This is a genomic window from Clostridioides sp. ZZV14-6387 (assembly GCF_020657835.1).
Taxonomy (GTDB): domain Bacteria; phylum Bacillota; class Clostridia; order Peptostreptococcales; family Peptostreptococcaceae; genus Clostridioides; species Clostridioides difficile_A.
Map to the genome: position 1 here is coordinate 25,063 of NZ_JAGWCW010000006.1, position 14,838 is coordinate 39,900.

At 28.5% G+C, this 14,838-nt stretch carries 11 protein-coding genes; 1 reads left to right on the plus strand and 10 read right to left on the minus strand.

Annotated features, from left to right (window positions below):
• Nucleotides 1–117: 117 nt before the first annotated feature.
• Nucleotides 118–1,506 carry a cation:dicarboxylate symporter family transporter gene (locus tag KGF38_RS05260; protein ID WP_054271133.1) on the plus strand — a complete coding sequence of 463 codons (1,389 nt, stop codon included), beginning with the start codon at nt 118–120 and terminating at the stop codon, nt 1,504–1,506.
• Between the two features lie 80 nt (nt 1,507–1,586).
• On the opposite strand, the gene KGF38_RS05265 is transcribed toward KGF38_RS05260, so the two are convergent.
• From KGF38_RS05265 to KGF38_RS05310, 10 genes are all read right to left on the minus strand, one after another.
• A complete protein-coding gene (locus KGF38_RS05265) occupies nt 1,587–2,795 on the minus strand; it encodes an alginate O-acetyltransferase AlgX-related protein (RefSeq protein WP_054271134.1) in 1,209 nt (402 codons plus the stop codon).
• Nucleotides 2,796–2,810: 15 nt separating this feature from the next.
• Entirely contained in the window at nt 2,811–4,229 is a 1,419-nt protein-coding gene (locus tag KGF38_RS05270) for an MBOAT family O-acyltransferase (RefSeq protein WP_054277238.1), read from the minus strand.
• A gap of 17 nt (nt 4,230–4,246) precedes the next feature.
• Nucleotides 4,247–5,323, minus strand: a complete 1,077-nt coding sequence (locus KGF38_RS05275; RefSeq protein ID WP_074178469.1) for a hypothetical protein — start codon at nt 5,321–5,323, stop codon at nt 4,247–4,249.
• Between the two features lie 10 nt (nt 5,324–5,333).
• On the minus strand, nt 5,334–7,556 hold the full coding sequence (locus KGF38_RS05280) for a glycosyltransferase (protein ID WP_227832256.1): 2,223 nt from the start codon (nt 7,554–7,556) through the stop codon (nt 5,334–5,336).
• 89 nt (nt 7,557–7,645) lie between these two features.
• Nucleotides 7,646–8,491, minus strand: a complete 846-nt coding sequence (locus KGF38_RS05285) for a glycoside hydrolase family 5 protein (RefSeq protein ID WP_223152800.1) — start codon at nt 8,489–8,491, stop codon at nt 7,646–7,648.
• A 365-nt stretch (nt 8,492–8,856) separates the two neighbouring features.
• A complete protein-coding gene (locus tag KGF38_RS05290) occupies nt 8,857–10,605 on the minus strand; it encodes a DUF4091 domain-containing protein (RefSeq protein ID WP_054277242.1) in 1,749 nt (582 codons plus the stop codon).
• A gap of 55 nt (nt 10,606–10,660) precedes the next feature.
• Entirely contained in the window at nt 10,661–11,470 is an 810-nt protein-coding gene (locus KGF38_RS05295; RefSeq protein ID WP_054271139.1) for a carbohydrate ABC transporter permease, read from the minus strand.
• A gap of 15 nt (nt 11,471–11,485) precedes the next feature.
• Entirely contained in the window at nt 11,486–12,403 is a 918-nt protein-coding gene (locus KGF38_RS05300) for a carbohydrate ABC transporter permease (RefSeq protein WP_054271140.1), read from the minus strand.
• A 95-nt stretch (nt 12,404–12,498) separates the two neighbouring features.
• Nucleotides 12,499–13,791, minus strand: a complete 1,293-nt coding sequence (locus KGF38_RS05305) for an ABC transporter substrate-binding protein (RefSeq protein ID WP_161803382.1) — start codon at nt 13,789–13,791, stop codon at nt 12,499–12,501.
• A gap of 306 nt (nt 13,792–14,097) precedes the next feature.
• A complete protein-coding gene (locus KGF38_RS05310) occupies nt 14,098–14,838 on the minus strand; it encodes an SIS domain-containing protein (protein ID WP_074178472.1) in 741 nt (246 codons plus the stop codon).

Genomic DNA, 14,838 nt, shown 5'->3' on the forward strand with positions numbered 1-14,838 from the left:
TAAATTAAATTAATTTATTCTATTTTAGTAAATTATGATATAATATTGACATTTTTTTAATATATTGATATTATTTAGACTTAGAAAAATTTATTTTTAGATAAAGGAGAAAAAATATTGGAAAGTTCATTCTTATCACAATTTCTTATGATTACAGATTTTAAAACGATTTTTTTTATAATCTTGCTTTTAGGCACATTCTTTATTGTTAGGCAATTTGAAAAGAAAAAAATCAAATTTTCATTGAGAACAATATATGCTACAATACTCGGACTTATATTAGGAATTATAATTCAAGCTTTTGCTGGTTTTCCTAATGATACAACTCAAGTTACTTGGCTACAAGAAGTAAGTAAATGGTATAGTCTATTTGGCTCTGGATTTATGGACTTATTAAAAATGTTAGTAGTACCTTTAGTTTTCTTATCAATTATAAAGGTAATTATTAATATGAAAGATAATAATCTTGGGACACTTACTTTTAGGTCTTTAGGTATGCTTCTTACTACTACGGCTATAGCTGCTATTGTTGGAATTGTAGTTGCAAATATAATGAAGTTGGGTGTAGGAGTTAATCTACCTGCTTTAGGAGGAACTCAAGAACTTAAAGAAATAAATTCTCTTGTGGATACTTTAAGAGGATTACTTCCATCAAATCCTGTAATGGCTATGGCAAATGGAAATATCGTAGCTACAATAATATTTGCTACATTTATAGCTACATCAATAAAAAGATTAAACAAAAAACATTCTGAAACGATAAAACCATTTATAGATTTTATAGAAGCATCTTACAAAATAATTGTAAGTGTATCTATGACTGTTATCAAATTTATGCCTTATGCTGTAGTTGCCCTACTTGCAAATACAATAACTTCACAAGGTATTAGCTCAATAGTATCTGTTTTACATTTTATATTAGCACTTTATATATCAGTTGCAGTATTATTTGTTATACACTTAATTTTTATAACTTTAAATGGACTAAATCCCATTACTTATATAAAAAATTCAACAGAAGCTCTACTTCTAGCATTTACTTCGCGTTCTAGTTTAGGAACATTGCCTGTAACGATAGAAAGCTTAGTACAAAATCATGGAGTTGATGAGGGTGTATCAAGCTTTACAGCAAGTCTAGGTGCAAATATGGGTATGAATGGTTGCGCAGGTATATATCCTGCTTTAATGGCTGTTACACTTGCTAATATGGCTGGCGTAAACATGGACATAAGCTTTTATGTTATGTTGTTAATAGTTATAACAATTAGTTCTTTTGGAATAGCAGGACTTCCAGGAACTGCTACAATGGCAGTTTCAGTTGTTATATCTGGAGTTGGCCTTGGCTCTTATTTTCCATTAGTTGGTGGAATCCTTGCAATAGACCCTATATTGGATATGGGACGTACAATGATAAATGTTAATGGTGCTATGGTATCATCAATTACTGTAGGAAAATCACTTGGAAAAGTCGATAAAGAAGTATTTAGTAAAAAAAATATTTCTTAAAATAAGTAAAAAAATAAATGGCTAACTTTCAATAAGTTAGCCATTTATTTTTTATTTTATCAGAAATTTTATTTACAAATTTACTCACAAAATGGAAAGAATTCTTTTGTAAGATTTTGAGGATATACAGATATAAAAACAAAATCATAGTCTTGAGACTTTGCATATTCCAAAATATCTCCATCATAATATCTAGGGTCTATCATATCTATAGTTGAACAAACAGAAGAAAAGAATGCGGCTGTTGGTACAATTAAAGAGTCTTTAACAAATAGCACTTTTAATCCTTCTGGATTTTCTATATTTTTTATTTTAACTAATGGTCTATTTCCCAATAAATAAGTAAAATACTTATCAGATTGACCATCCATTAAATTAAGGTCTGCATTAAAAGGATATGACAATATCAGACTCTCTTCAAACCTTCCTTTTAATTCAAATTTCTGTGACTTAGAATCTGTATAATAAGTATAATCAGTCTTAAATTTAGGATAAATCAATGTAAAATCATCTATACCACCATACAAAATACCAGTCTTTCTTCCCATAGAACCAAGAAATGATTTAGGGTATACAATTGAATTATAATTATCCTTATCTCTATAATAATGATTTTCATCTAAATTCATACTGTATTTTTTATTAAGTTGTTCAACTAGTTCACCAAACGCCCAAAAAGAAGTTTCTACTTTCCAGTGATGGTCTGTTTTAAAAAATAAATCATCTTTTGGAATGCCACTTTTTAAAATACTTTCCCTAAAATCAATATAGTCGACATTGTACTTTTTTAGTTGATTTAAAAAATTATCTGCAGTCTCATTACTATAAGAATAAGGTATCCCTTTTGGAAATTTTGTCACTCCTTTTATATATTTATCTGGAGTCATTAAATAAACTAATTTAGTGTTTTGTTTGTTCATCTCCTCAGAGAATTTTCTCACCCTATCTGCTAGTACTCCAACTTGATTTGGAGCTTTAGCAAAATATGTATAATGCATCTTCCCAGAAGTATCCTTTACAACACTAAACTTTGAAAACTCATTTTTACCCATTAGCTTTTGTAAATATCCATAAGTTTCAATAAATGTGTTTTTATATATTACTTTATCATTTACGGTATTATCAATAGATGATATTGTATCTTTTAGACTACTTTTCTCAGCAACTGAATTTTTTATTTCCTGTATCATATCTTTTCCAGAATAACAAATATTAAAGATAGAGAAAGCGAATAAAACAATTAAGAATATGATTGCTGTTATTAATCTTACTTTAAAAAATCTATTCATACTTTTCCCCCTTAACTAAAAATTAAAATAAATAAATGGATTATAGCTTCCAGTTACTAAATATGTCACAGAAATAAAGAATAATAAAATTGCCGATATTGGATAAAACACATTAAATAGCATACTGTATTTAGCCTGTTCAACAACAAACTTATTGATTTTCTTCGCAATAGGCATGCTAAAAATAAATGCAAATATAAAGAAAATCCAATATTCTTTCAAAAACATATATGTATAATCACTCCATATGGCTCCATTTCCTCCAAACATAGCTTTAAAATAATTATATGCTTCTTTTAAATTAGGTGACCTAAATAATACCCACCCAAAATTAACTACTAATAAAGTGTAAACATGCTTTATAAAATTACGATTTTCAATTTTTTCAAGCATTATAAATCTCTCTATAATTAAGAAAACAAAATTTAAAATTCCCCATATTACAAATGTCCATTCTGCTCCATGCCATATTCCAGTAAATAACCATACTATAAACATATTTCTAATCATAATATCTTTATTTGCCACTCTAGAACCTCCAAGCGGAAAATAGATATAACTCTTAAACCACATCCCTAAAGAAATATGCCACCTTCTCCAAAATTCAGTAATTGATTTTGATATATATGGATAATTAAAGTTTTCTTCAAATTTAAATCCAAACATAAGACCTAGACCTATAGCCATATCTGAGTAAGCAGAAAAGTCAAAGAATATTTGCAGGGTATAAGCTATGGAACCAAGCCATGCAAGTGATGTAGCTATTTCTCCTTGACTATTCATGGTATAAATATAATCTGCTACTATAGCCATATTATTTGAAATTAATACTTTTTTACCTAGACCTGTTATAAACCTACAAGTCCCAATGGAAAACTTGTTCCAAGTTTCTTTTCTATTATGAATTTGTTCTGCTACACTTTCATATCTAACTATAGGCCCTGCTATTAATTGTGGAAAAAAAGCTATATAAAGCCCCACATAAAAAGGATTCTTTTGAACATCTCCATGTCTACGATAAACATCTATAACGTAAGACATCCCTTGAAATGTGAAGAATGAAATTCCTATAGGTAAAACAATACTAGGTATAGTCAACTCAGTACTAATAAGTTCGCTAATATTTCTTAGTGCAAAAGCTAGGTATTTAAATATAAATAAAACACCTATATTATATACACACATTAAAACTAAAAAAACTTTTACTTTTATTTTACTTTCCCTATATCTATCTACTAGTAAACCAAATATGTAATTCACTATTATAGAAGCTACCATAATGACAACAAATTTCGGTTCTCCCCAAGCATAAAAAAATAGACTAACAACAAGCAATATCATATTTTGTATAGTTCGATTAAATCTAAACATATAATACAATACTAAAGTTATTGGCAGGAAATAAAATAAAAAAATTAAGCTTGAAAATAACACACTCAAACCTCCTCTCTCTACTTAGTTTTTGAGCGTTTTTTCCAATACAAATATATTCCAAAACATATTATTACTAAAGATATAAATAAAATTTGAATAAATATTATAATATTATTCATAAAGTTTATCTTTTTCATATCTTGTACTGTTGGTGATTGTTTAGGAGATACTAATGTATATGGAACACCATCTTTATCTTTTTGATTAATACTCCAAGACTGAGTCAATTTTATTTTCTTTCCAACTTTAAATTTCTCATCAACATTAACTTGTAAAATAATTTGTTCTGGTTTAGCTTTATTACTTAATGTTAATTTACCTGTTTGAGATATATTTACATTATCTTGTTTTTCAGTAAGAGAATACTTAATTTTTGAATTACTTTCAAGACCTAGCACCTCGTACTGACTTATACTTTGACCCAATACAGGTATTTGTACTTCTTCATCACCAATTATTTTAATGTTATGCAAAGATTCTAACTGCTCCTCAACTAATAAAGATAACTTTTTTATAGCAATAACATTATGTTCTTCATCAGATGGGATAAATGTAATCCCCCAACTGACAACATTTGATAGCATATTTGAATCCAGTAATATATTATCCTTATCATTTATAAAACTATTAAAATTCACATAGATTTTACCATCAAACTCTCCTGGCACTTCTATACATCCATCTTTTATTCTATCTGAATATATTATATTTTTATCTTCAAAAAATACTTCACTTCCTTCTTTTAACCTAAACTCAAGCATATTCTTACTTTGTATACTTAAATTTATTCTTTGAGAACTTTTGTTTTTATTTTGAATCTCAATATAAAAATTATGGTATATACTCCAATTTTCTTTTATATTTTGATAAATATATAAATAATGTTCCTTATCATTTTTAGAACTATCTGTTTCTATTTTTATACTTCTATCTTCATGTATAATCTTAGAACTTAGGTCATTATCTATCTTCTTAAAAGATAAATCTAATATTTTGTCACTCGTTGCTGAACTTATAAAAGTAGCATTTATTAAAAAAACAAACACCAAAATAAGATATTTCACAGAACAAAAAAACACTTTTAAAGTTTTCATCTCATCTCTCCTAAATATATTCCATGGGTTCAAACTCATCATTACTCTGTTCTTTCTTTTTACTAGGTTCTGAAACAACAACTGTCTTATTTTGTAATATCCAATCCATCATTTCATTTCTTAAAAAGAAATTTTGCATTATACTGTCAATGTTATTTACTTTATATAAGATACCTCTTTCATCGGTTTTGCCCTCACATAAATCACATTCTAACACAATATTTTCATTAATTTCCAATGTTACTTCTTTAGGATAAATATTTTTATTCTCAAAATTTAATAATACATATTGATAATTAAAGTTTACCATTCTTAATTTGCCTATATTTTCTACATCCATATGAAAATTCATATTGATTCTTGGACTTCTTCGTGATAATGTTCTAGCTTTTTCAATACGTTTTTTTACATTAATTTGCAAGTCATCAAAGAAACCTAGTTGATTAGATATTGTCATTGGTAAAGTAGGTATTCTATCATGAACAATACACATCCAGTTATCTACTTCATTATCTTCAATATGTGTAATATAGGCTGCATATTTCCATTTTGAACTTACTTCTACAACATTAACAATCTTTGCTTTCATATTAGCTATATACGTCTCATTTCCTGATTTTTCTCTAAACTCTACTTCAAACTCTTTTTCTGGACAAATATATTCTGGCTTATCTAACAAAAATGCAAATCCATTTTCTGATATATCGATTGTCTTTGAAGAAAGTACATACGAATTTTGCTTTAACTTAAATTCAATTTCAGCAACATAACGCTCAGACTTTCTTAATTGTTGTCTTCCTGATATAAATAAAGTAGCCATAACAAGATTGAAAAGATTTCCTATTAGCCAAAACAAGACGACTGAATATGTCATTGAACCTATTTTAAATATTGATATAAACATTTTTAAAATTCCTATTATAGATAACACTATATAAATAAAATACGGGATACCCTGTAAAAACTTATACATTTTATTTTCTTCTAACTTATTCTTATTTGTGACTGAAAATTTATTTTTGGATATTGCAAACGTTTCGAGTATCACTGATGGCATTAAAGACTGAAACATTATAGTTTCATATATATTGGTCCATCTAGTATTTCTTATGTTTTGAGAAAATATTTTAAGAGATAAACTACTTAGAATATACATAGGTAACCAAAATACCAATACTTGAAGTAGTGTACATTTTACTACAATCACATTAAATACAGAAAATAATATAGGTGCCATTATATATACAAATCGTTTTATACTTGCATACCAATAAGTAATTGAAGAAATATAACTTATTTTCTGCCAAAAACCTAAACCTCTCCTAAATAAAATATTTAGTCGTCTACCAGTTTGTATACACCCACGTGCCCATCTTTCACGTTGTTTAATAAGACTTTTTAAGTCAGTAGGAGATAGACCTGATGCATGTACTTCTGGAATAGCATAACATCTATACCCCTTGCTTTGAATTAATATACCTGTTGCAAAATCTTCTGTAATGGAATTAGTATAAAATCCATCAACTTCTTCTAAAGCTTCTCTTGAAATAACAGTATTACTACCACCATAAATTACAGAATTTGTTCTGTTTCTAGCCAACTGAATATCTCTATAAAAATAATCCTGCTCATTTGGAATTCTACCTTCAGAGTGCAGATTAAATTGAAATAAATCTGGATTATAAAAGCTTTGTGGCGTTTGCACAAAACCAACTTTTTCATACTCCTCTTCTTTTCCATCTTTTTTAGCTTGCTCATTTTTCAAAAAGTATGGTATTGTAGCAATCAAGAAATCATGCATTGGTATCATATCTGCATCAAATGTAACAATCAAAGGAGAATTTGTATGTTTCATTGCATTATTTAAATTCCCAGCTTTTGCTCCTTCTCTTTCCGTTCTAGTTATATAATTAACCCCCATTTTTTCTGCTAGAATACGCATTTCTTCACGATTTCCATCATCACATATGTATATATGTACCTTTTTCTTATCTGGATATTGCATATGGATACATCCATTTATAGTTTTTCTCACTAAATCAACAGATTCGTTATATGTTGCAACGAATACATCCACATGTGTATAAAGCTCTTCACTTATAATTGGCTTTTCAGGACACTCAATATTTGACATACCATAATAATGTACAAACATTTCCATCATTCCTAGTATCTCTACAAAAAGAAGTATTATAGCGCATATTAATGCAAACATCCCCTCTTCTTTAGGCACTGTATAAAAAATTCTCCAAAAAATATATATGATATTAGTAATGATAGTTAAAGTTATAAGTATTTTCTTTGAATTTTTTTTCACAAAAATCATCTCTTTTCTATTAATGAATTTAACATATCTTTATCCCAAGTCCCTTCAGTTTGATTATATATTCCAAATCCAGAAGCAAGCTCCCAATAAGCCCATGAAAAATTTCTTTTTTCAGCCTCTTTTCTTACAGCTTTTACCCAAGCTTTTCTTGAAGCTTCTGGTGCTTCTTTTGTTATTCCAAATTCACCCAGAAAAACCTTTACTTTATTTTTATTTGCCCAATTTTCCACAATATCAAACCTTTTTCTTATATACTCCATTTGTTCATCGGTTCCTTCCCAAGTAATATTGCTCAAGTGTTCAAAGCCCTTGTGGTATATATTTCCTTGGAATGCAAAATCATTTGGCTCATAATAGTGAAAAGAAACTACTATATTAGAATCTTTAGGAATATTTAATTCATTTAAATAATCAATTTGATAGAAATTGTATGGTCCAACTATAATGGTTCTTTTAGGGTTAGTTTTTCTAATTATATTTACTGCTTCTTTAATGTATTCATTTAATAACTGTGAAGATAGGTTTTCTTTAGGCTCATTTAACAATTCAAATACCAATCTTTTATCGTATCTTTGGTATCTATTAGCTATCTGTTGCCATATTTTTAAAAACTTATCTTTATTAACTTCTGGTTCTTTCATAATTTCCTCAAAATGATGCAAATCCAACACAACTATTAAATCTTTATCCAACGCATAGTTTATATATCCATCAATTTTCTTAAAAAATTCCTCATCAATTTTAAAATCTTTAGAAGTTGATGTATAATCAGAAAACCTTACAGGTATACGTACTGTATCAAAACCTGCATTTTTTATATCATCAAAAAATTTATTTGACATTTTTACATCCCAAGGAAAATCTTTGGGTGATTCTAGTGCATTACCTATATTTATGCCTCGTTGCATCGTGACTGTATCACTATTTCCTCTTATTATAAAATAAAACCAAACAAACACTATACTTAAAAAACATATTATAATAACACCTATTCTTTTTATCTTACTCTCCCCCTAACAATATTATTTTCTACATAATATTATGCAATCTTTATTATAACAAATTAAATTGCATCATGTTATATATAATTATTCTCATTTATAAACTTTACATTGATTATAATTTAAAAATACTTGATACATCTAAAAAAAGGCAGTATATTACTAAATAGTTTTAACTACTTAGTAATACACTGCCTTTTATTTTTTTACAATTTATCTAATAAATCTAACACTTGTTTTTTAACTTTATCATATCCAAAATTATCAAGTGAATATCCTAGTTCTATGTTTCCAAAACCTTTAATCTCAGCATTTTCTTTTTTATTTAATAATTCTTGCATAAGTTCAACTTCTATATATTCTCTTCCCTTTTCTTTTTCCAACATAGTAAATAATTCAAAATCTTGTATTCCAAATCTTAAATTCTCCATTCTAACACTTCTAACTGGCTTTAAATCTTTTCCAGGATAAACAAAGAACATATCTCCAGCCTTCCAAATAGGGAATTTGTAACTTGCATCCCTCCAAGGGTCTTCCGTCCATAAATTGTAATCCCATCTTAAAAATCCATCAAGACCAAAATAATAAGTATACCATCCTATTATTCTATTTTCCACAAAAGGAGAACTTATAAAACTATTTGGCTTCTCTGGAAAACAGCATACAAACCAAGTTAATATTCCACCCTTATCATTAACCTTTTTCTTTAACTTGTCTATATCTTTGTAATTTTGAATAGTAAGTTTTAAGTTTATTGACATATCATCAACTTCATCTTTAGCTCTATCTAAGAAATTTTGGTCATGTGTTGCTGATTTGTACTTAACTTTATATTCATCTACAGTAGAGTTTATAAACTCGATACACTCTTTTACTACTTCTGGATTATTTGGTTCATCAGCTATCACTCTAACTCTATCCCATAACCCACATTCTATTAAGTGATTTAAAACTAATCCTATATATTCTTTTAAATCTCCTGTATTATTTATAAACTTAAATACCTTATCATTTTCATCATAATATCTTACTCTTATTGGGTCTTTATAGCCTTCTATAGGGTTTCCAAATTCACCAGCACACCAATTGCCCAACAAACCAAATAAATCTATTTCCTGAGCCATTTTATGCTTATTAGCTATATTTATATACCTGTCCATACTTTCAAAATTACATTTAATCTTTCCATCTATACCTTTTGAAACACTCACCATATTGTATTCATATAAGTTTGATGGATTTTTATAAACTTTATAACAACTTTGCCCTGCCCATGGATAATCAGAAACTATCACAGTTGCAACTTTTTCCCCTAAAGAAGCTAGTTCTTTTAAATAGTTATCAATTATTTCAAAATGGACATCAGACCATAATTCAACTTTATACATTCTGGCTAAACAACTTGGATGTTGCCATAAATCCAAAAAGAATCTGCTTTCATCTAAAGATTTTAATACAACATTTTTTACTTCCACAGGTACATCAATAGTACAAACTTTTTCTTCATCTTCATATCCAAAGCTTTTGAATACATCAATACCTATATTAAAGTTATCTTCTGTAAAGTCCTCAGGTACTTGACCTTCAATCCAAAACATTTGAGGTAAATGTTGTTCTACTAATACATCTTTATCTCTCAAAATAGCATCATTTACAAATGCCTTTGTATCATCTTGAACATATCCCATTACATTGATACTAAAATCATTTTCTAATTCATTAGGTACATTTAACTTAAGTCTTACTCTATTTCCAAGACCTTTCCATGATATAGTACTACTTCCATCAATTGTACAATTAAATTCTTCCGTCGCTTTTAGCATAATTTGAAAAGCAAACTTCTCCCCCTTAGCTACTACAATATCTAAATCTTTAGGTTCCCAAGTCTCAGCTTCTATAACTGAATATTTATTGTGTTTAAATGTACAATCCTTCAATACATATGAAATCTCCATATTTTAAACTCCTCCACATCTACATAATTCTATTTTATATTTTAAATTAAAGTATCTAACCCTTTATTCCTGACAGAGATACACCTTCTACAAATTTACTCTGTAAAATCAAATAGAAAATAAATGGAGGTAAAAATGTTATTGTTGCACCTGCCATCATTTGTCCATAGTTTGTTATCTGGAATGTCTTAAGAGTTGATAATCCAACTGTTAATGTTCTCATTGTATCTTTAGTTGTGGCTATAAGAGGCCACATAAATTCATTCCATGCTCCCATAAAAGTAAATATTGCTAATGTAATTAATGCTGGTTTAATTAGAGGAAGCACTATTTGTATTAAAATCCTAAGGTCCGAACAACCATCTATTTTTGCTGACTCTAATAGCTCTTTTGGTACTCCTAAAATAGCTTGTCTCATTATAAATACACCAAATGCAGTTGGTATTGGCATAATAAGTGCAAGGTAACTGTTTATCCAGCCTAAATGTTTCATTATTATATAAAGTGGTATCATTGTAACTTGAGATGGTATAATTAAAGTCATTATCATAAATAAAAATAACTTATCACTACCTTTAAAATCCATCTTTGCAAAAGAATATCCTGCTAGTGTACTAAATACTAAGTTTAATATTACACCTGAAAAAGATACTATCGCTGTATTTAAAAAGTATTGTGTAAATCCTTTCTTAGTAAATATATCTATATAATTTTGTAGTGTCACTGTTGAAAAAGATATATCTAAATTATATGAATTATATGTTACCTTTAAAGATATTATCAACATATATATAAAAGGTACCAAGCTTACACATGCTATAAATAATAACAAACCGTCACTCAATAATCTTCTTGTCGCTTTCATTTTGTACCTACCTTTCTAAATATCTGAACTATCTCGTCTTACAAATTTATTCTGCAAAATTGAGACTACAGCTATCAACAAGAATAATACATTTGCTACAGTCATTGCATATCCAGAATTAAAATTTTTAAAGTTCAAGTTAAAAGCATGCATAACTATACTCATAGTAGATATCCCTGGTCCTCCACCAGTCACAGTATAGATTAAGTCAAATACCTGTAGTGACCATATAGTTCCTAAAAACACAACCATTATTGTTGTTGGCTTCAATAAAGGAACTGTTATTTTCATAAATTCTTGAAGTTTTGTAGCTCCATCAACCTTTGCCACTTCATAACAATGTTTTGGTAAATTCATTATTCCCGAAATGTAAATCACCATAAAATACCCTATATTTTTCCACATAGATATAAACATAAGTGTAGGTAGTGCGGTCTTACTGTCTCCTAAAAGTTTGGAAGACTCTATGCCAAAAACACCTAATACTTGATATACAATTGAACCTTCACCATTTAATAAAGCTCTCCATACCATACCTATCAAAACCATAGATGATAATACTGGTATAAATATTGCACCTTTAGCAAATGAAGCTATTTTACTATTTCCCTTCCCAGTAATCCAAACCGCCAAAACCAATGATAAAATAGTCTGACATGGTACTACAACAATAGTAAATTTAATTGTATTTATAATAGATACTTTTAGTGTTTCATCTGTAAACAACTTTTTATAGTTTTCTAAACCTATAAATGTAGCTGGACTAATAATGTTATACTTTGTAAAGCTAAAATATATTGACATTATTATTGGTATCACATAAAATGCCACTAAAATTATACCTAATGGCAATATATAGATATATGGTTTAATATTCAATCTTATTCTTTTCTTTTTTGAATTTCCTTCAAAATCTCTAACTAAGTTTTCCATTTTATCCTCTCCAATATAAATATTAGCATTGTACTATGATACAATGCTAATTTTAATCTGCAAGATACTATAAAACGTCTTACAGCTGTAAACTTTTATTGTGCTAATAAATCATTTGAATATTTTGCAGCATCATCCAATGCTTGTTTTGGAGTTTTATCTCCTGAAATCATTGTTTGAAGTTCTTTCCATAAATATTCATATATTTCAACACCATGAGGACCTACAACTAATGGTCTATATATATCTTTGTCATTTTCAACCATTTCTTTAAATCTTTCATCACCTTGATATGGTTCACCTTTTGTTATTGGTGCTCTTGGTATTGCTTTATGGAATTCTGTCATCGATTCAACACTTAACATATGTTGTATTAGTTTGTATGCAAGTTCTTTGTTTTTTGCTGATGACATTAGAGATAAATGGTCTACTGCTCCAAAAGTCGCTGCTTTCTTATCTTCTAATCCAGTTACAAATCCCCAATTTAAGTCTGGGAATGATTTATCAAATACACTTGTTGCAGCAGAAGATAGCATTACTGTAAATGCTGCTTTTCCTGGACCAAATACACTTTCTATTATTTCATTACTATCTTTAGATAAAGAATCTTCAGGTACATATGCTTGTAATTCTTTTAAGAAATTTGCTGCATCTAAACCATTTTTATTATTAAACTTAACTGATTTTAAATCATCATTATATATATCCCCACCAGCTTGCCACAAGTAAGGGTACCAGTTCCAATTTAAGTTACCAAAAGTTTTAGCTCCCCATCCTTGAGCCAATCCCCATTGGTCTATCTTTCCATCACCATCAGTATCTTGTGTTGCTTTTTTACAGATTCTTTTAAAATCTTCCCATGTTTTAGGAGGTTTTTCTCCTATTTTTTCTAAGATATCTTTGTTATAGTACAGTACACCTGGATTTGCTGCTTGGAATGGCATTCCATACATTCCACCCATCATTTCAGATGTCTTTATATAAATAGATTGTTCTTTGTCTTCTTTAGTTGCGTAGTTAGTTAAATCTTCTACTGCGCCACTTTGTATAAATTGTGGATACATTTCTGCATACATATATCCCACATCCGGACCTTCATCAGCACTTATAGCTGTTGCAAATTTTTCAGAATAATTGTCCCAAGGAATTATCTGTAAATCTACTTCGCAGTTATTTTTTTCCTCAAATTTATCTAAAATAGGGTCCCAAACTTCCTTCATATTATCTTCTACTGGTGGCATCCAAAGAACTAACTTTTCTTTTTCTCCATCCTTTTTTGAATCTTTTCCATTCCCGCTTGAACACCCTGTTATAAGAGTTGTAGTCATAATTGCCACCATAGCTAGTGAACATAATTTTTTCAACATACCCAATTTTATTCCCTCCATCTTATTTTATTTTTCATTATAATTCTACATATTTTATTCCATTTAAAATATTATCAAAGCGTGTATTTATTGTCTAATCAGTTTTTTCTATGCACTTTTTTTTATTATAGTTTTTTTCTATGACAACGTTTTCTAAAATGAGCTTTTTAGTTCATGAGGACTCTTTTTTGTATAAAATCAAATATATTTTCATCATTTCAACAATTAAAAAGAGGCTTATCTCTATTTTGAGATATCCTCTTTATTTTATACTACTTATTTATATTGTTATAATACTTTAGAATTTATTAAAACACATCCTTCACCTTAATATTCGTAGTGAATTACATTTTTATACTCTTCAAAAATCTTCTTATTTAATTCATCTCCACCATCTATATTTGCACTATAAAAAATTGGTGGATTCTTTAATCCTCTATTAACTAGTTCTTGAGTAATTTGAGCTATAATAGAATTCATAACAGTAGTTGCAATTACAGTAGAAGTTGGGCTAACTTTTTGATTTAGACCATCTATTTCTACACAAGCATCTCCCTTTTGACCATGATTATCTATTACCAAATCACATACTTCATAAAGATTTTTCCCTAAAGAATGTCTTGATGATACACTCTTTGAGTAACTTAAATTGGTTATGCATATTACTATTGCATTTCTTTTTTTAGCCTCTATAGCAAATTCTATACTTACTGGATTTCTACCAGATACTGAGTGAATTATAACTACATCTCCTTCTTTAATTGGAGTCTTATCAGCTAAGGTTGAACCATATCCTTCTAACCTTTCCATCTTGCTAGTGTGGGTTATAGGTGCTGTATCTAACATCAAAGATTTCGCAAATACTGGATTTATAAGAACACAACCACCTGCTCTGTAGAATAATTCTTCTGTTAGTATTCCTGCATGTGAAGCTCCAAAAGAAAATATTGCTTTCTTGTTTTCTATTGCTTGAACAAGGATTTCCACTGCTCTTTCCATATTGGCTTTTTCTTCATTTTCTATTATATCGATTAATCTCTTTATCTCACTTATGTATTTAAATTCCAT

Coding starts and splice junctions, on each gene's coding strand:
- KGF38_RS05265 (WP_054271134.1), bottom strand. CDS start 2,795: ATGAATAGATTTTTTAAAGTAAGATTAATAACAGCAATCATATTCTTA.
- KGF38_RS05275 (WP_074178469.1), bottom strand. CDS start 5,323: ATGAAAACTTTAAAAGTGTTTTTTTGTTCTGTGAAATATCTTATTTTG.
- KGF38_RS05285 (WP_223152800.1), bottom strand. CDS start 8,491: ATGTCAAATAAATTTTTTGATGATATAAAAAATGCAGGTTTTGATACA.
- KGF38_RS05290 (WP_054277242.1), bottom strand. CDS start 10,605: ATGGAGATTTCATATGTATTGAAGGATTGTACATTTAAACACAATAAA.
- KGF38_RS05295 (WP_054271139.1), bottom strand. CDS start 11,470: ATGAAAGCGACAAGAAGATTATTGAGTGACGGTTTGTTATTATTTATA.
- KGF38_RS05300 (WP_054271140.1), bottom strand. CDS start 12,403: ATGGAAAACTTAGTTAGAGATTTTGAAGGAAATTCAAAAAAGAAAAGA.
- KGF38_RS05305 (WP_161803382.1), bottom strand. CDS start 13,791: ATGGAGGGAATAAAATTGGGTATGTTGAAAAAATTATGTTCACTAGCT.
- KGF38_RS05310 (WP_074178472.1), bottom strand. CDS start 14,838: ATGGAATTTAAATACATAAGTGAGATAAAGAGATTAATCGATATAATA.